The organism is Nitrosomonas communis (genome assembly GCF_900114745.1).
Classification (GTDB): domain Bacteria; phylum Pseudomonadota; class Gammaproteobacteria; order Burkholderiales; family Nitrosomonadaceae; genus Nitrosomonas; species Nitrosomonas communis_A.
In genome coordinates this window covers 1-18,270 of the sequence record NZ_FOUB01000066.1, presented here as the reverse complement: position 1 = coordinate 18,270, position 18,270 = coordinate 1, and the positions used below count along the sequence as shown (strand labels likewise).

Here is an 18,270-nt window from a genome sequence, read left to right as displayed (position 1 = left end):
CTCTTGATCAAGCTAAAAGAATCACGGTGACCGTATCACACGGTCAAACCTTTAATAGTCCCCCGGCATAGCCGGGGGATTACCTTATTTATTTATTTGATCGGTACAATCACACCTAACTATTTAAGCTGCTCATATAATAAATTAAGAATTCGATTAGTTGCCTCTGATTCATCCGGGACACCATCCTGATTGAGTATCTGAACCTCGCTGTTAGCCCCGACTCCGTTTACCTGAATACGGTATCGTTCCGCTTTTGAATCAGTATCGCTTCGCCAAAAAGCAAGTTTTGAAAGAATTCCCTGGCCCTCACCCGCTTTTCGGCTTTCAAGATCAGGGTCAGCATAACGGACAAAATAAACACCACTTGATCTATCTCGATCCTCAACAGTAAAACCTACACGATCAAGCGCCAATCCTACACGACGCCATGCTCGGTCAAAAGCTTCACTAATTATTAGCACGCCGCCCCTAGCTTTATCCATATAAGCTTGCTCTTTAACGGCACCGGCACCATTCGCTGCAGAAGCCACTTCTTGTTTGGCGAGCTCTTCCCCCGCGCCAAAGCGCATCATCAGCCGGGCAAGCATTTCAGCTTCCAGATCAGGATCAGCAGGACGCGGTTGCCAGATGGTACGCTGCGTACTCCTGTCAGCAAGGACTTCAGCCATTCCACGATGGCTAATATAAATTTCTGTTGCACCTGATTCACTTCGTTCCAGCCGGGTACGAAATTTGTCGCGCTCAGCAGTTGAATACAAGCTGTCGAGAAAAGTCGAAAGCACGCTTCGAATAATATCTTGGGGTATTTTTGCGCGATTCTCTGCCCAATCAGTCTCCATAATTCCTACATCAGGTGCCTCAACCTTAACGAGAAACCCTAAATCCTGCCAGAATTCTTTAACTATTGGCCAAACGTCTTCTGGAGCTTGATGAACAACTAGCCAGCGCTGGGTGCCTGATCGGGCAATTTGGGCGGGACTCTTTGTTACAGGCAATATAGAAGAGTTACCATAAGCTTGTGGTTGCTCTTCCCGTTCTCTGTTATAGGTAGAAAATGTTGCACTTCCTGTAGAAGAGATATCAGGTACCGCATAGCGGTCATCTGCAGAAGGTGCAGTCAGATCAGGAGGCACTTCCAATGGAGGGATTTTGCCTGCTGATTTATAATCTATTTTTTTACTTTCTGGTAATAAACTAAATGAATTACAGCCAGAAATCACCAATACCCACACCACGCTCAGCATGAGCGTTCTTTGGCATTTTACTCTCGACATCGCAAACCTCTAAACCATTACCTCAGCTTGTTTCATTGCATCTTTGATCAATTGATGAAATTGACTTGAAAGCGGCGTTAAAGGTAATCGAATTCCCGAGCCTATCAAACCCATTTGCATGACAGCCCATTTTACTGGGATTGGATTCGCTTCAACGAACAAGTCTACATGCAACTTTAACAGCTTATTGTTAATACTACGCGCGGCAATCAAATCTCCTGCAAACGCTGCATTACACATTTCATGCATTAATTTGGGCGCAACATTTGCGGTCACTGAAATAACGCCATGTCCTCCTAACAGCAGTAATGCAAGCGCAGTAGCATCGTCGCCACTATATACACCGAAATCCAGTGGCACACGATGCAATAAATCACAACCCCGCGCAATGTTACCAGTCGCATCTTTTATTCCAATGATATTAGGAATTTGTGCAAGCCGGAAAACGGTATCGTTGGAAATATCGGCAACTGTTCTACCTGGTACGTTATATAAAATCATTGGAATATCAACTGCTTCTGCTACTGCCTTGAAGTGTTGATAAAGCCCTTCCTGGGTTGGCTTGTTATAATAGGGGACTACCGATAAGCAAGCATCCGCCCCTGCATCTTTGGCAAAGATAGTCAGATCAATAGCTTCCCTTGTGGAGTTCGCGCCAGTACCAGCAATGATCGGTATTCGTCCAGCCGCATGCGCTACCGCAGTTCGTATCAGCAAATTGTGCTCATCAAAATCTACGGTAGGAGATTCACCCGTCGTTCCGACAACCACTACACCACCCGTCTTTTGCGCAATATGAAAATCAATTAGTGCACGAAACCTCTCCAGATCCAGAGCGCCATCTTCAAACATGGGTGTAACAATTGCAACTAAACTACCTTTTAGCATAGGATCTTCTTTAAAAAAACAATATTCTACCTGAAACTATCTCTTTTCATGCATTATCGCTTCGCTTTCTTTCCAAGAAAATCATGCCACCTTGGAAAAGGTTAAAATGCCGTTTACAGAATCAACTCTGATGGTATCTTTAGCGGCAAAATTACCTTGCAAAAGTTCTTTCGCGAGTGGATTCTCAATTTGTGATTGGATAGCCCGCTTTAATGGACGAGCACCGAATACAGGATCAAAACCAACACGCGCAAGTTCTGATAAGGCCGCATCGGTTACTTCCAGTTTAATTTCCATTTTAGCCAAGCGTGCTTCCAGATTCTGCAATTGAATCTGTGCAATCGATTTAATATGCTTTTCATCCAGCGCATGAAACACGACAACTTCATCAATACGATTAATAAATTCGGGACGGAAATAAGCTTTCACTTCTCCCATCACGGCAAGTTTGATGACCTGATAATCATCCCCACTCATTTGTTGAATCATTTGCGAACCAAGGTTGGAAGTCATGACAATGACAGTATTTTTAAAATCTACTGTACGCCCCTGCCCATCTGTCATACGTCCATCATCAAGCACTTGCAGCAAAACATTAAATACGTCAGGATGTGCTTTCTCAACCTCATCGAGCAGAATCACCGAGTAAGGCTTTCTCCGTACCATTTCGGTGAGATAACCCCCTTCTTCGTAGCCTACGTAACCTGGCGGAGCACCTATCAAACGTGCCACCGAATGCTTTTCCATGAATTCTGACATATCTACTCGTATCAAGTGCTCCTCGGAATCAAACAAAAATTCAGCCAATGCTTTGCATAATTCCGTTTTACCTACCCCAGTAGGCCCCAGAAACAAGAAAGAACCATAAGGCCGGTTGGGATCAGCCAATCCTGAGCGTGAACGGCGAATAGCGTCGGAAATAAGACGTGCTGCCTCATCTTGCCCAACCACACGCTCATGCAGTCTCTGCTCCATCAATAATAGCTTTTCCCGTTCTCCTTGCATCATTTTAGCAACCGGTATCCCTGTCGCACGCGAGACCACCTCGGCAATTTCCTCAGCGCCCACTTGAGTGCGGAACAATTTCGGTCGATTTGTCTCTTTAACTTGTGCGGTAGCTTCACTCTGCTGGATTTGCTCAGCCAGCTGTGTTTCCAGTTGAGGAATACGGCCATATTGCAACTCAGAGACTTTTTGCCAATCTCCTTTACGCGTCGCCGCCTCCACTTCTTTCCTAAGTTTTTCTAATTCTTCCTTGATCTGCTGTGAACCTTGTGCACGTGATTTTTCTGCCTTAAGGATTTCTTCAAGATCAGCATACTCTCGCTCAAGTTTTTTTATCTCATCTTCCAGTAGTGTCAGACGCCTTTGCGAGGCTTCATCTTTTTCTTTTTTCATTGCCTCCCGTTCAATCTTCAGCTGAATCAGACGGCGAGCAAGCTTATCCATCACTTCAGGCTTTGAATCCCGCTCCATACGAATCCGTGCAGCAGCCTCATCAATCAGATCGATAGCTTTATCTGGTAAAAAACGGTCAGTAATGTAACGATGAGATAACTCTGCTGCCGCTACAATAGCAGGGTCAGTAATATCTACAGCGTGATGTAGCTCATAGCGCTCTTGCAAGCCGCGCAAAATAGCAATGGTTGCCTCTACCGTCGGCTCATCTACTAGGACTTTCTGGAAACGGCGTTCTAACGCTGCATCTTTCTCGACATACTTACGGTACTCATCCAGGGTTGTTGCGCCGACACAATGTAGCTCTCCTCTCGCAAGCGCTGGTTTGAGCATATTGCCGGCATCAATGGCACCTTCTGCTTTTCCCGCTCCTACCATGGTGTGCAATTCATCAATAAATACGATGGTGCGTCCCTCATCTTGTGCGAGTTCTTTGAGTACTGCTTTTAGCCGCTCCTCAAATTCACCACGATATTTTGCACCAGCTAATAATGCGGCCATATCGAGCGACAGTACACGCTTATTTTTCAGTGAATCTGGTACTTCTCCATTTACGATGCGCTGAGCCAACCCTTCTACGATGGCGGTTTTTCCCACCCCAGGCTCACCAATCAGTACCGGATTATTCTTGGTGCGTCGCTGCAATACTTGAATGGTTCGCCGAATTTCATCATCACGTCCAATTACTGGATCAAGCTTACCCATGCGTGCGCGCTCAGTGAGATCGAGGGTGTATTTTTTTAATGCCTCGCGGCTGCCTTCTGCCTCTGCACTTGATACATTTTCACCACCACGTACCGATTTGATCGCTTGCTCTAAAGCATTGCGATTAGCCCCATGCTGCTTTAATAACTGGCCGGTTTCACCTCTATCTTCAAGTGCAGCGAGCAGGAACATCTCTGAAGCAATGAACTGATCTCCATGCTTTTGCGCTTCCTTATCTGTCAAATTGAACAGGTTGTTAAGATCGCGCGAAATACCAATTTCACCACTCACTCCTTCAACTTTGGGAAGACGTTCGAGGCTTTTTACGAGCACCTCACGTAATGGGCTGACATTAACGCCCGCACGTTGCAGCAGTGAAGAAGTTCCACCATCATCTTGTTGTAATAGCGCGAGCAGCAAATGTTGAGGCTCTATATAAGGATGATCCTTGCCCAACGCCATACTTTGTGCTTCACCCAATGCCTGCTGAAATTTGGTAGTAAGTTTATCGAGACGCATACAAGCTCCTGATGAGAATGTCTATTGCCCCTACTATATGGTAGTAGAATAGAATTTCAACCCTTGAATTCTTCTTTATTTAACGTTTTACTTCAGGATAAGGATACAACATATTCAATGCAACACTTTTTCCTGCAGTTTGCACAATACGCACATGTTCCCGCCGAAACTCCCGGGCATGTCTAAGTCCGCACGAATGAGCAAGCATGTCAATCTCCTTGTTAACATTCATAGCATAATTGGCAACGCGCAGGTATTTTTCCTCAACCACTAGGCCGCGTTGCAACCACGGATTATGCGTTGTGATGCCGGTAGGGCAAGTATTCAGGTGGCAACGCAACGCCTGTATGCAGCCTAATGCAAACATAAAACCGCGTGCGGTGTTAACAAAATCTGCACCTACACTCAATGCCCACGCACCATGAGCTGAGGTGACCAGTTTCCCGGCTGCAATCACACGAATCCGTTTCTTCAGGTCAGATTCGATCAGCGTATCCACCACGCGCGGCAAAGCTTCTGCAATGGGCAGCCCCGCATAATCCATGAGCGTTTGGGGAGCCGCGCCGCTACCCCCTTCTCCGCCATCAATCGTCAGAAAATCAGGCGCATACTCTAACCCACGCCGATGAATGGTATCGCACAGCTCATTGATAAAACGCCAGCCACCAATCACACTCTTAACGCCTACTGGGCGTCCGGTTAAATCGCGAATGTAAGCTATTTTATCAAGCAGTTCATCAATGTTGCCAATATCGTGATGGCGATTGGGACTGATAGAATCCTGAAAAACGGGAATACCCCGAATGGCAGCCACTTCAGGGGTTACTTTCGGACCAAGCAACAATCCCCCCTTACCAGGTTTCGCACCTTGTGAAAGTTTGATCTCAAAAGCTTTCACAAATTGCGCGATTTCCTTAGTGCGTGCAGGAGAGAAACTACCGTTTTCATCGCGCACACCATATTTAGCGGTACCGATCTGCATGATCACGTCGCAACCACCTTCCTTATGGTAAGGAGAAAGTCCACCCTCTCCTGTATTGAGCCAGCATCCAGCCTTGGCCGCACCCAGAGACAACGCACGCACTGCGACGGCTGAAATGGCACCATAGCTCATACCGCTAATATTGATAATCGACCTCGCTTCAAAAGGATATTGGCAATAACTTTCCCCGATGAGTAGCGAAGGTGTTGGTAACTGATCTTCTTCCTGAATAGGGAAGGCTGCATTGACAAAAATGGTCGCCCCAGGTTCACGCAGGTCATAAGTGGAGCCAAAACCGATGATGCCTCCTTTATTTTTGGCATTTTTGTATACCCAAGCGCGAGTAGCACGATCGAAAGGCTGCTCCTCTCGATCACCGGCAAACCAATATTGACGGAAGTACTTACCCTGAAGCTCGAAAAAAAAGCGCAATCGACCGATAATCGGATAATTGCGTAATATCGCGTGTTGTTGTTGGATAATATCGTGAACAAACAACGCAACAATAGCTCCGATGAAGACCAACCCCAGGATAGTACCTATGCTATATACGATTGGGTTCATTACATTCGACATACTGAATTCAATCACCTTCTCAAAATAATTCGATACATCCTCATATTGGCAAATTTATTGATACATCATGAACTCAAACCGCATCAATGGCTTCGGAAGATAAAATTTTTGGCGCCTGCATAATTAGTCTAATCCCATTTTCACATCAAAAATGACGCGAAAGCGAGCCGCAAATAATATAAATAATACGGCAAGGTGAAGCCGACAAAGTCCATTTTGATTTAGAAATGAAATAACATTCTGATTAAAAGTTTCTTTAGATAGTTCTTATTCACCGATCCATAACAAACTGACCCTGCCTACTCTACCTCTACTTTCTAAATAACTTTACTTGTATTGCGCCCTCTTCTCGACCAAATCTCATTAGCCTCTCCGGATCTAGCTGGTGTAGGTGCGAGCATGAAAATTCGAACATAAACCTTTCACGAGAAAAAGGCAAAGACTGCGATATGTACGAAGATAAAGGAAAAACGCTATACTAATACTATTCTTTTCATTCATAAATTCAACAAGAAAAACTAGCATCTCCATTATCCGTACCACCACAATTTATTATAGTTTTCAGACTTCTTACATTAATAGGATCACGCGGATAATGGAACTATAATGCCAGTAATTGGTCTTATAAGTTAAATTCTTATTTTCCTGCTATATTAAGGGTACAATTACCAAATTCGTAGCAAACCTAGAAATAGTCTGACTATGTATGTGTACCAACAAAAATGCATAGCAGAACATACTCAATTATTTGTCCACGATTCAAGATATTCTCGGTCAATCAAGTTAGCAAAGACTTATACATTGGTATATCTATTGGCCGGTTTGAATGGTCTGCACTTGTTATAAGATCAATTGCTCTAACTATCTAGCAACAGAATAATACCGCGCTTGTCCTGAATTAATAGGACACTCGACAGCCATAATAAAACAAAAATACGTCTTTCAGGAAGACAGAGGATTCAAATATGATTCACTTCAATTTTCCTTAGATATTTTTATAAATATTTGTCAGTTAATGACAAACCACTATCAATTAATTTTGGTGAGTTATTTGATAGGTTTAACTAATCACCACACAAAAATGAGAGATGTAAATGAATATCTATGTTGGAAACCTATCTTATAATGTCACTGATACCATGCTTCATACTATTTTTGGAGAATTTGGAAAAGTGATGAATATTAACCTTATTAAGGATAAATACACTGGTCAGTCCAAAGGATTTGGCTTTGTAGAAATGGAAAAACAATCTGCAGCTGAAGAAGCAGTCAAGAAGTTGAATGGACGTGCTGTGGATGGAAGAAATATTACTGTTAATCTCGCACGTCCACGCGGAGAGCGTACGCAATCTAAACAACGCAGATGGTAACTCCCTCCTGCAATCTGTTGTTAAAATAAAAATTCTATACAGTTTAGCTGTGCAAGTTTAACAATATACACCCACCTTACTTTTTCATTAAGGGTTACCTCATACCAGATGGTTCGCATTGAAGTAACCCTAAAATGGCGTTTGTTTGCAAGTATCAGTGAAACGCCAAAAGAATCAAGCACGATTCACCCTTCTTTTCTTGCCATCGAATACATTACATTAATTTGTTTCATATACCTTATTTCAATTCAATTTAAGGAAAGGCTTTCTAACGCTTTTTCATGATTCCATTTGCCATGAAAGAGGTGGCCTTTTTTCTCGGGTGTACGGTCACTGGTCCAGGTGAGATATTTGCCATCAGGTGTAAATACCGGTAACCCATCAAAACCTTCTTTGTCCGTCACCCGGACTGGTTCTTTTTTCCCATCCACATCGACGATGTACAGCTCAAAATTCCGGTGTCCATGAATATTAGTGGAGAAAATAATGTATTTCCCGGAAGGATGATAGAAAGGCGCCCAGGACATCATATTAAGATGGGTAATTTGTTTCTGGTCTGATCCGTCGATGTTCATGGTAAATATTTCTGCTTCTCTGCCATTGGCTGAAAAGCGGCGCCAAACAATTCTTTTGCCGTCCGGACTAAAAAATGGGCCTCCATCATAAGTATTGGTTTGAGTTAATCTTTTTACGTTGGAGCCATCCGCATTCATAATGTAAATATCGATTAAAGAAGAAGGATCTTTTTTAAACAGCGCGGCTTCTTCCTCGGATAATTGCTCGGTGTAAGCCCTGCGATTGGAAGCAAACGCAATCAGTTTGCCGTCAGGTGACCAAGAAGCTTCCGCATCATATCCCAGCGTATTGGTAAGATTTTTGATTTTCCCGCCTTCAAAATCAGTTTCATAGATGTCATAAAATTCATCATAGTCCCAGGCATACGATTGCCGCTCGCCAGATTTTCTTCTTTCAATCTCGGCGGTCATCTTAGCTTTGGCGTCAGGATCGTCATGAGTTGAAGAAAACAGCACTTTTTCTTGTAAAGGATGTACCCATGAACAAGTCGTTTTACCTGTCCCGGGCGATACCTGTCGCACCTTTCCATTCTCAAGATTCTTCAGATAAATTTGATAAAAGGGATTTTCTTCGGCTACTTCTGCCTGATAAGCCATCCATTTCATATCTGTACGATAATAGGCTTCGCCGACTCTGACTTCTTTGTCTGAAAGCTGGCGCTCCTCGCTGATAAAATCTGCTGCACTTGCCTGATTTACTGTAAAGAAAAGAAATGCTGATAGTAGCCCATTAATAAATAGTGACGCGTTAATATTAGAAAACATTTGTGTAAAATTTTTCATTTAACTTATAAGTCGGTTGCTAAAAAATCATTTAAATAAAATATTGAAAAGAAAGTATACAAGATATAAGTTTAATAAACTGCTCCCAATGGGTTTGGTGATCTTGTCAAGATCCTTCAAAATAAGTTGAATAACAGATAGCGATAAAATTTAAAGAATGAAAAAATCAATTAAATTGAGCGTGATATGGAGTTTCATCATCGGTTGCTTACTCTATGGTGTAATCGTATTTGCAAGCAGTGAAACATTTCATCATCAGATGGAAATTACCCTCTTCCCAAATACCTCTGAAATTCGGGTAAAAGATCAGATACATGTACCCGAACGCTACCGAAACAATAAAACAGCGATCCAGCTTGATTTCAGTCTGCATGCCGATTTGACGGTGACTGAAGTGAAAGGTGCGCAGGTGGCTATCCAGCAAAGCTATACTGCTTTGAGCGCCAGGCCGGTGCCCTTAAAACTTTACACTTTGACCTTGCCACCTCAACAAGAGGAATTTACTTTAACCTTCAGCGGAAAGATCAATCACGCCGTGCAGAGTCCAGGTCTGGAATACGCTCGCAGTTTCAGTTATACACCCGGACTCATCTCTGATGAAGGCGTTTTTCTGGCCACATCCACCGCCTGGTACCCCCAGTTTGAGGATACGATGGTGTCATTTCTTCTGAATATCCAAATGCCTGCCGAGTGGGATGCCGTCAGCCAGGGCACCTTGGTACATGAGCAGAAAACAGCAACTAACCACTATGTAAGTTGGGAAGAGAAACAGCCTCAAGACGATATCTATATCGTTGCCGGTCGTTATCAGCGCTATACACAGCCAGCAGGCGCGGCAAATGCCTTCGTTTATCTGCGTAGTCCTGATGAAGCATTAGCTCAGAAATATCTGGATACTACCGCACAATATATTGCCATGTATAACAAGCTGCTAGGGCCTTACCCCTATTCCAAATTTGCCCTGGTTGAGAATTTCTGGGAAACCGGCTACGGTATGCCCTCCTTTACTCTCCTCGGCCCCAAAGTCGTGCGCTTTCCTTTCATCCTGCATTCTTCCTATCCGCATGAGATTTTGCATAATTACTGGGGAAATGGCGTCTTCGTCGATTACAGCAAAGGAAACTGGTCGGAAGGATTGACTGCTTATCTTGCTGATCATTTGGTAAGTGAGCAAGGAGGCAAAGGTGAGGAATACCGGCGTGACGTGCTGCAAAAATATACGGATTTTGTGAGCAAAGAAAAGGATTTTCCCATTGCCCAATTTACTTCACGCCATAGTTCCAGCTCAGAAGCAGTCGGCTATGGAAAAACCATGATGTTTTTTCATATGCTGCGACAGGAATTGGGTGATGAGCAATTTGTCCGGGTGTTACGCGCTTTTTATAAACAATTCAAATTCAAACAAGCAACCTTTGAGGATTTAAAGGCAACCTTTAACTCACTCACGGGCAAGGATTTTTCTGCGTTCTTTGAGCAATGGGTCTACCATAGTGGTGCCCCCAATCTATTAATGCAGGAGGCACAAGCTGAACCAACGGCGCAAGGATTTAAGCTCAAGGCGGTAATCAAACAAACCCAGCAAGGTAAACCCTATCAATTAACTGTTCCTGTTGCTGTTCATCTGGAAGGCGAAGCACAAGCCTATCAAGCTAAAATCACCATTGATCAGTTAACCAATGAAATAGAAATGAATTTTAAAGCACGCCCTGTGCGCATCGATATTGATCCTCAATTTGATGTGTTCAGGCGTCTCGACAACCGCGAAATTCCTGCTGCGCTATCACAAGGCTTCGGCGCGGAAAAACCGCTATTAGTGCTGCCAGCCGATGCAGATAAAGAAGTATTGCAAGCGTATCAGTCATTGGCTAAAAATTGGCAAAAAACTCAATCCGGTCAACTGGAAGTGGTACGTGATGACCAGTTGGCAACGCTTCCTACCGATCGAACAGTCTGGATTATGGGCTGGCAAAATAAATTCAATCAAAACTTGACTACTGCTTTGTCAGAACACCATGTCACTTATCGCTCAGGTGCGCTGCAACTGGATCAACACACTTACCAACCAACCAGGCATGCTATTGTAATGACAGCCAGACAGCCAGCCAATCCGGATAAAACACTGCTATGGGTCGCATCCGACCATCCCAAGGCAATTGCAGAATTAGCCAGAAAACTGCCACATTATCGAAAATATAGCTACCTGGCATTTGAAGGCGAGGAATTGACCAATATCAACAAAGGTCAATGGCCTGTTACCCAATCACCCTTGACCCAGTTGATCAAGCAAAAGGATGAGTCCTCCTTTACTTCCACTCATGTCGGCACTTTAGCATCCCGCCGCGCATTGGCGGAATTGCCGCCACTGTTTTCGGAAAATCGTATGCTGGCAGATATCGCCCATTTAGCTAACGAAGCCTTTAAGGGGCGTGAATTGGGCAGCCCAGAATTGGAAGTTGCTGCGGACTATATCGCACAAAATTTCCAGCAAGCTGGTCTATTGCCCAGTGGTGATAACAATAGTTATTACCAGACTTGGCAACAAGATGTAGGCGCACCGAAAGGAAAGATCACATTGCGTAACGTGATCGGAATTTTGCCGGGTACTAATCCGGAATTAGCTGGGCAAAGTTTAATAATTGGCGCGCATTATGACCATCTGGGTATGGGCTGGCCGGATGTGCGTGCTGCCAACCATGGAAAAATCCATTATGGTGCAGATGATAATGCCAGTGGAGTAGCCGTTATGCTAGAGCTGGCGCGACAGATCGCACCCAAGTGGCAACCGCAACGTACCATTATTTTTATCGCCTTTACTGGTGAAGAAGCCAATCTGCTCGGTTCAAAGTATTTCATTAATAATGCCAAAGCCTATCCGGCAAAAAAAATAACCGCCATGCTGAATCTAGATACGGTAGGACGACTGGGCAATAATCCGGTGACCCTGTTCGGTACTGGCACGGCACGTGAACTGGTGCATGTATTTCGTGGGGCAGGCTTTGTAACCGGTATCCCGATCAACACTGTGCAGGACGATTTCGGTTCCAGCGATCAGGCGGCTTTCATCCAAGCCGGCATACCAGCTGTCCAATTCTTTGCCAGCGCACATGAAGATTATCATGCCCCTGGCGATACGGTGGATAAAATCGATACAGCTGGACTAGTTAAAGTGGCTGCCATCCTCAAGGAAGCAACCGAATATCTAGCTAATCGTCCCGAACCCTTGACCGCGGCTTTGCCACCGCAAAATGCGCAGCCAGAATCCACAACAGTTAAAGAAAAACGCAAAGCCAGCCTCGGTACAGTGCCGGATTTCTCCCATCAAGGTGAAGGCGTACGCGTGGATAACGTTATTCACGACTCCCCAGCACATCAAGCACAGTTAAAGGCAGGCGACATCCTGATTCAATTAGCCGGCGAAATAATCAGTGATCTGGCATCGTATGCCAATATCTTGAGAACACTTGAGGCTGGACAGAAAACTGTTCTGCAATACCTGCGAGACGGTAATGTCAATACGGTTGAGGTAATTTTAGTTGAGCGGTAATTGATTCAGTGGAGATAGGTTTATTCCATTCCCAAATCAAAAATGACGTGAAGGTGAGCCGCAGACAGTATATATAATACGGCAAGGTGAAGCCGGCAAAGCCAAGGGGATTGTGAAATGGAATGACTGGATTAGCAATGTTCGACTGGCATACACTATAAGAATATACCGTGCTGGTAATTAACGCAGGCTAGTCATTGGAAGCTCTGGGTTAATCATATCAGAACTGGGCAGATTGTGAGAATGGTTTTGATGGAATGAAGCATCAAGGGGGATAGAGTGGTTACACTACGCATGACCTAGAATACGCCTCAGTTGTCAAAAATGAATTGTTGGTCTACCTTTGTACGTTACATCGTCAACAAAATCATCACCACCAGACTAAAAAATGCAGCGTCTCTTGATCCCCCTATCTTTCACCTATGTTTAGTTCGAGTTAAAAGAGGCATTTAAGTTGATTATTTGGAGAGTAGCATGAAACGCATTGTTCTGATACTGTTTCTGGGCATAGCTGTTTTAGTAGCTGGTTGCACGCAACTGGCTGGAATAAAGCAGAGTCCCGACATCACCTTGGCTGATATCGAACTGGAAAAACTTGGTTTCTTGGAGCAGCGATTCCTCGTCAAGTTGCGCATCCGTAATCCAAATGACGTAGCACTGCATATCAACGGCATGACCTTTGATGTTGAACTTAACGGAACATCCTTTGCCAAGGGCCTGTCAGATAAGGCCGTGACCGTACCACGCATGGGTGAAACAGTAATAGAAGTGAAAGCAACCAGCACAATTGGAATGGTATGGAAGCAATTGAGCCAATTGCAGAAATCTGGTCATGATAAAGTAGATTACCGGCTTTTTGGTCGAGTTTTCCTACGAGGCCTGAGCAGTAGTATTCCTTTTGAGCAGAAAGGTGACGTATCTTTGCCATTTGACCGCGTTGAAAATTTAGAAAAGTTTTAACCCCTTTTTCTTAGCTAATTCGAATGTTGCACTAACATCAAGAATAAGAGTAAATCTGCTAAAAATTCATTTTTCATTTGGATGAGTCATATTTTAGACGGAATGGGTTGTTATTCCATTTCTAAATCAACACTGGCTTTGCCGGCTTTGCCTTGCCATATTATTCGTACTGTCTGCGGTTCGCCTTCGCGTCAATTTTGATTTGGAAATAGAATAATGACTCCCGCTTCGGCAGCGGTTATCGCTGCAAAGGTTAGTCTCTAAAGCAATCAGCGATGATATCGATCAGATAGTTAGTTAAGTGGCAAGCAGCTATCCTCCCTGCTTTGGTTTCAGGCAAGTAGATTTCCAATCCGATATAACGAAAATCAGAGTTGTTCCAGATCGCCTCGGGGATGACGGTGACCACATGCAGGAGGCCGGGTGTATCCAAGGGGATGAGGCGCACCCTTTGATCTAACAGATTGGCGTCTCCGTGTATGCGCTTTTCCAGTTGTTCGCGCAGGGCTTGATCAGCACAGAAAAAATCTGCTTTGGGTCCGTTCTGATCCTCCCCAGTATGCAGATCGATCAACGCCATATACTGTTCCGTGACATGAGACAGTAACTGTGTATAAAGCCGTTGATGCAGGTGCTCATACTGTAAAAGCTGATCCGCACGCAGGCGTCGTCCCGAGATAACTTCCGGGACAGTAAGCACGGCTACATCCTCCGCATTTATCATTGCACTTACTTCCTTGCCAAAATCCAGTTCTTCGCGATGAATGCCGATCACTAGCAAAACATGCGGCACGGTGACAGATTCCGTCGCTTTGCCTGGCTCATCAGCTTTGAACATTGGCATCGCGATGAATTGGGTCTTCATCAGGAGGAAAAATCCATTCATAAAATGTAAGCACGGAAGCATCACAATGACAGCAGTGGCAGCATGTTTTTCCGCATGATGGGATATTCATCAGCAGCCTCCTTACTCTGCCCTTGCGCTCCAGGCGATCGAGCATGCCCTGCAATGCTGCCGGTGTGGAGTCAAGATGCAGCGCCAGATCGTAGAGGCTGATACGACTGTGATGTTGGAGGTAGTTGGTTAAGCGCGACAGGATCATGACACTTTCCCTCCAACCGAGTTTCGTTGCAAACCAGGGTGCGGCGCGGAATGGCCGACCCAGCGCATTGCTATTAATACGGCGCCAAATGCCAGCAAGATACCTGCAATCCATGCGAATGAAGTGGTGGGGTGCAGGTTCCAGGTAGCGGACTGGTAATACAAGGTGCTGACACCATAGCCTAGACCGGTAGTCCAACAGGCGACAAACACGGTCCAGCGAGCTCTTGCTTCTTGATACACGGCGGCGATGGCTCCAGCACAGGGCATATAGAGCAAGATGAAAAGCAGGTAAGCAAACGCACCAGCCGCGCCTTCGAAACGGCTGGCCATGACACCGAAGGTGCTGGCGGTGGAAAGCGCCCGTTCTTCCGCTCCTGCGGTCTGGTCACCAATGTCTCCGCCATCCCTTTCCGGGGAATCAACCCAACTACCCAGTGCATCGCCTAGATTGGCAGGGATAGTAGCAAAAGCCTCACGCAGGCTACCTGTTAGATCGAAAGATGGCTGGTCGACGCTTTTCCCCTTGCTCACTGGCTGCCAATGTAGTATAGGCTGCATCCAGTGTACCGACCACGGCTTCTTTAGCCAGAATACCAGTAAAGATGCCTACGGTAGCAGGCCAATTGTCCTCCTGCAATCCCATGGGGGCGAACACTGGCGTGATGCTGCGCCCAATAACGGCCAGCACCGAGCTGTCGCTATCTTTATTACCGATGCTTCCATCTACGCCTACGGTATTGAGTACGTTGAGCACTAGCACCATCGGCACAATTACTCGATCAGCTCGCACAATAAAATTTTTTTAGACGATCCCAGGCATGGATCCCTACACCTTTGAGCGTAGGAATATGGTAAGGCGGCAATTCCATGATGAAGGGAGTTGCTTCGCCTTCAAGCAAGGTATGCTTCAACGCTAGCCCAGGAAGTACGACTGCAGCAACCAGAGCAACCACCGCATGTTCTTCAAAAACATGAAGACCTTGCCAACGAAATGCATCAAGATTATGGTCACCGCCATGGCGACGTTCAGCTTACCGAGGAGCAAAAGCATCGTCTTCATCTCAGACAACAAGTATACTTAAAACAGGCTACTTTTCATAACAGCCCATCGGATCCAAGTGGTTATGAGATGTTTCGCCGCATAGCACTCTATCTCTCAGCGATTCAAGATCAGAAGCAACTTTATGCTGAACCATTAATATTAGAACGTAGCTGGACTATTCCTGCTAGCGCAGTTTCAGCAGAAGGATTTCAATCTTTAGAAAAAGAGTTTACTGTCCATTACAATCAGCAAGAGGATATATATACGCTTCATAAGCAATTGGTCGGCCCTATTCTGATCACCAACTACGATCATGAAATTTTATGCTGTGAACAACGAGAAGATTTATATCACTTGATCAATCCTTGGATAGAAAACGATGTCGTCTTTGATATCCGGCCGGAATATGTCGGGGGAGAATGGCCTATCAGAGGGGTTTTCCGGTTAAGCAGTTTTCATACAATACTCAATTTTCTCAGTCACTTGCTGGGAAAGGAACCGGAGTACGATGTAGCAAAAGATCCGCGCACCCCCTCCTATTATCCGAGATGAAAATCCTGTTCATACCATGGAGATTCTGGTATCAAACAAGCCAATTCCAAATATTGAGTTATCCGTTTACTCTCATGGCAAGTATTACGCAGTAAACACCGGAGGACCGTATGCACATTGGAACCGGAATGCATTGCAATTGCTTTATAACCTGTTTCGATTGACTGTCACTGATACCAAGGCTCTTGATTTACCTATTACCATTAGCAAGTGATCACTTACCCGGCTTGCAAGCGGTTTTCTTTAGCTTATCAGCGCTGCTAGCTGTCTCACAGGCTTTGGATCGCCGCTCAGCTGTTACATCTGTGACTGCAGGTAATTTTGCAATCCAACTTTTTTAATGAGCCCCAACTGTTGTTCCAGCCAATGCGCGTGGTCTTCCTCTGTATCTTCCAACATGGTTTCAAGGATTTCCCGCGTCTGGTAATCCTGCTCCTGCTCACAAACGGCAATGGCGTTACGCAATGCAGTAATCACGGAACGTTCCAATTCCAGGTCATTTTCCAGCATTTCCGGCACGTCTTTACCGATTCTAAGTGGACTGCGGTTACCCACTGCTGGTACGCCTTCCAGTAACAAAATTCGCTTGATCAGAAGATCGGCGTGCTGTTTTTCATCATCCATTTCATGGTCAATGCGTTCATAAAGCTTATTGAAACCCCAATCATCATACATACGTGAATGTGTAAAGTACTGATCCATTGAGGTCAACTCTCCGGCAAGGAGTTGGTTCAGGGTGTCGATAATTTTTGCGTTACCTTTCATAAGATATTTTCCTTAAATTATATTTTGGATTGCAGATAGTTCTGAATACCCACTTTTTCAGCCAGCTCTAACTGGGTTTCCAACCAATCGATATGATCTTCGGTATGTTCCAGCATTTCCTCAAGCAAGTCACGGCTGACATAATCGGAGACGGATTCGCAATGATCGACCGCCTCTATAAGTTGCGTTCGAATAGCGGTCATCAGCTCCAGATCTCCCTGAAGCATTTCTAGCGGATCAACCCCAATCAGCAATTTTCCAAGATCCTGCAGATTAGGAAGGCCTTCCAGAAAAAGAATCCTTTCGATGAGGCTGTCTGCTTGTTTCATCGCCTTGATTGAGGCTTTATAGGTGTGTTCATTCAACCCATCCAACCCCCAGTTTTTGTACATTCTGGCATGAAGAAAAAACTGGTTGGTAGCGGTGAGCTCGTTTTTCAATACCTTGTTCAGAAGATTTACTGTTTGATTGTCGCCTTTCAACTTGATACCTCCATTTGGTTAATCGTGCACCTGACTGTAAATACAGCACGATGTTTAATTTAGGTTTTACGCATTATAAAGCCTGCAGAATACAAAAACAACACTAAGATATTGATTAATAAATGAAAACCATTCTTAATATTGTTTCCGCTCGCGTCTGCGACATAGTCGAGCCGGGAGCTCTAATGTACCGAAAAGCGTGATGGAGTATGATCACAGCACCATGAAGCAATTGGTAAATATTGGGAGAAGGGCAGAAAAGGGAACGATCCTTCGAGATATTATGGCTTGGATTTAGGGGTATCTATTAGCCAGATGAAGCCGACAAAATCAGTTGTAATTTGGTAAGGGAATAACACGGATGCGTCCCTCAGTCAGTACCTTGCTCGGACGATTCTCCTCCGAAACTAACTGAATCATTAGGTTTGAATACGCCAAACATTTTTTGCTCTCTACGCATCGCCGCCATCCGTTTCCTTGGTCAACGCACAGACCGTGATTGCGCATGTAGTACATTAAGAGACAGTAACCATGTTTGCCATAGCGCTGCCGGTTCTATATCTCATCTCATCAATTTATATTAATTCACTAGGGTTCTTCCGGAAATTGCGTACATAGGCTCAGTGGCAGATTAAAGAGATGATGGAAAAGTAGAGCAAGATAGATTGAAATAACCACTCATTTTTA

Annotated in this window: 16 protein-coding genes; 4 read left to right on the top strand and 12 right to left on the bottom strand. The window is 44.7% G+C overall.

Features of this window, described 5'->3' with window-relative positions; genetic code table 11:
* Nucleotides 1–119 precede the first annotated feature (119 nt).
* The 4 genes from bamC to BM122_RS16920 form a co-directional block, all read right to left on the bottom strand.
* The gene (gene bamC, locus BM122_RS16935) at nt 120–1,277 is read right to left on the bottom strand and encodes an outer membrane protein assembly factor BamC (RefSeq protein ID WP_074906764.1); all 1,158 of its coding nucleotides are present in this window, start codon (nt 1,275–1,277) and stop codon (nt 120–122) included.
* A gap of 9 nt (nt 1,278–1,286) precedes the next feature.
* A complete protein-coding gene (dapA, locus tag BM122_RS16930) occupies nt 1,287–2,165 on the bottom strand; it encodes a 4-hydroxy-tetrahydrodipicolinate synthase (protein ID WP_074906763.1) in 879 nt (292 codons plus the stop codon).
* Between the two features lie 81 nt (nt 2,166–2,246).
* The gene (clpB, locus tag BM122_RS16925) at nt 2,247–4,847 is read right to left on the bottom strand and encodes an ATP-dependent chaperone ClpB (protein ID WP_074906762.1); all 2,601 of its coding nucleotides are present in this window, start codon (nt 4,845–4,847) and stop codon (nt 2,247–2,249) included.
* A 79-nt stretch (nt 4,848–4,926) separates the two neighbouring features.
* Nucleotides 4,927–6,393: an FMN-binding glutamate synthase family protein gene (locus tag BM122_RS16920; protein WP_371264942.1), complete on the bottom strand. Its 1,467-nt coding sequence runs from the start codon at nt 6,391–6,393 to the stop codon at nt 4,927–4,929.
* A 1,106-nt stretch (nt 6,394–7,499) separates the two neighbouring features.
* Between BM122_RS16920 and BM122_RS16915 the strand changes: the two genes are divergently transcribed.
* Nucleotides 7,500–7,775, top strand: coding sequence for an RNA recognition motif domain-containing protein (locus tag BM122_RS16915; protein WP_074906760.1), 276 nt, complete (start codon nt 7,500–7,502; stop codon nt 7,773–7,775).
* Nucleotides 7,776–8,023: 248 nt separating this feature from the next.
* Here BM122_RS16915 and BM122_RS16910 read toward each other — a convergent pair whose 3' ends face one another.
* The gene (locus BM122_RS16910) at nt 8,024–9,133 is read right to left on the bottom strand and encodes a TolB family protein (protein ID WP_074906759.1); all 1,110 of its coding nucleotides are present in this window, start codon (nt 9,131–9,133) and stop codon (nt 8,024–8,026) included.
* A gap of 157 nt (nt 9,134–9,290) precedes the next feature.
* Between BM122_RS16910 and BM122_RS16905 the strand changes: the two genes are divergently transcribed.
* Nucleotides 9,291–12,677: a M20/M25/M40 family metallo-hydrolase gene (locus tag BM122_RS16905; RefSeq protein ID WP_074906758.1), complete on the top strand. Its 3,387-nt coding sequence runs from the start codon at nt 9,291–9,293 to the stop codon at nt 12,675–12,677.
* A 474-nt stretch (nt 12,678–13,151) separates the two neighbouring features.
* Nucleotides 13,152–13,637 (top strand): LEA/WHy family protein, encoded by a 486-nt coding sequence (locus tag BM122_RS16900; RefSeq protein ID WP_074906757.1) that lies wholly within the window; start codon nt 13,152–13,154, stop codon nt 13,635–13,637.
* A 253-nt stretch (nt 13,638–13,890) separates the two neighbouring features.
* Here BM122_RS16900 and BM122_RS16895 read toward each other — a convergent pair whose 3' ends face one another.
* Genes BM122_RS16895 through BM122_RS26265 form a run of 5 tightly spaced genes read right to left on the bottom strand, consistent with a single transcriptional unit; the run spans nt 13,891 to nt 15,695 of the window.
* Nucleotides 13,891–14,502, bottom strand: a complete 612-nt coding sequence (locus BM122_RS16895; protein WP_143083500.1) for a hypothetical protein — start codon at nt 14,500–14,502, stop codon at nt 13,891–13,893.
* The gene (locus BM122_RS16890; protein ID WP_074906755.1) at nt 14,462–14,740 is read right to left on the bottom strand and encodes a FeoC-like transcriptional regulator; all 279 of its coding nucleotides are present in this window, start codon (nt 14,738–14,740) and stop codon (nt 14,462–14,464) included. Before BM122_RS16890 ends, BM122_RS16895 begins: the two co-directional genes overlap by 41 nt.
* Nucleotides 14,737–15,273: a nucleoside recognition domain-containing protein gene (locus BM122_RS24375; protein WP_074906754.1), complete on the bottom strand. Its 537-nt coding sequence runs from the start codon at nt 15,271–15,273 to the stop codon at nt 14,737–14,739. Before BM122_RS24375 ends, BM122_RS16890 begins: the two co-directional genes overlap by 4 nt.
* Nucleotides 15,224–15,532 (bottom strand): nucleoside recognition domain-containing protein, encoded by a 309-nt coding sequence (locus tag BM122_RS24370; protein WP_218152136.1) that lies wholly within the window; start codon nt 15,530–15,532, stop codon nt 15,224–15,226. The genes BM122_RS24375 and BM122_RS24370 overlap by 50 nt, the downstream gene beginning before the upstream one ends.
* The gene (locus tag BM122_RS26265) at nt 15,522–15,695 is read right to left on the bottom strand and encodes a hypothetical protein (RefSeq protein ID WP_218152135.1); all 174 of its coding nucleotides are present in this window, start codon (nt 15,693–15,695) and stop codon (nt 15,522–15,524) included. Before BM122_RS26265 ends, BM122_RS24370 begins: the two co-directional genes overlap by 11 nt.
* Here BM122_RS26265 and BM122_RS16870 point away from each other — a divergent pair.
* Entirely contained in the window at nt 15,623–16,336 is a 714-nt protein-coding gene (locus BM122_RS16870; protein WP_083398563.1) for a hypothetical protein, read from the top strand. The two genes, BM122_RS26265 and BM122_RS16870, sit on opposite strands and share 73 nt — an antisense overlap.
* 297 nt (nt 16,337–16,633) lie before the next feature.
* Here the strand turns inward: BM122_RS16870 and bfr (BM122_RS16860) are convergent, their stop codons facing one another.
* Nucleotides 16,634–17,101: a bacterioferritin gene (gene bfr, locus BM122_RS16860; protein ID WP_074906750.1), complete on the bottom strand. Its 468-nt coding sequence runs from the start codon at nt 17,099–17,101 to the stop codon at nt 16,634–16,636.
* A 17-nt stretch (nt 17,102–17,118) separates the two neighbouring features.
* On the bottom strand, nt 17,119–17,583 hold the full coding sequence (gene bfr / locus BM122_RS16855) for a bacterioferritin (RefSeq protein WP_074906749.1): 465 nt from the start codon (nt 17,581–17,583) through the stop codon (nt 17,119–17,121).
* Between the last annotated feature and the right edge of the window lie 687 nt (nt 17,584–18,270).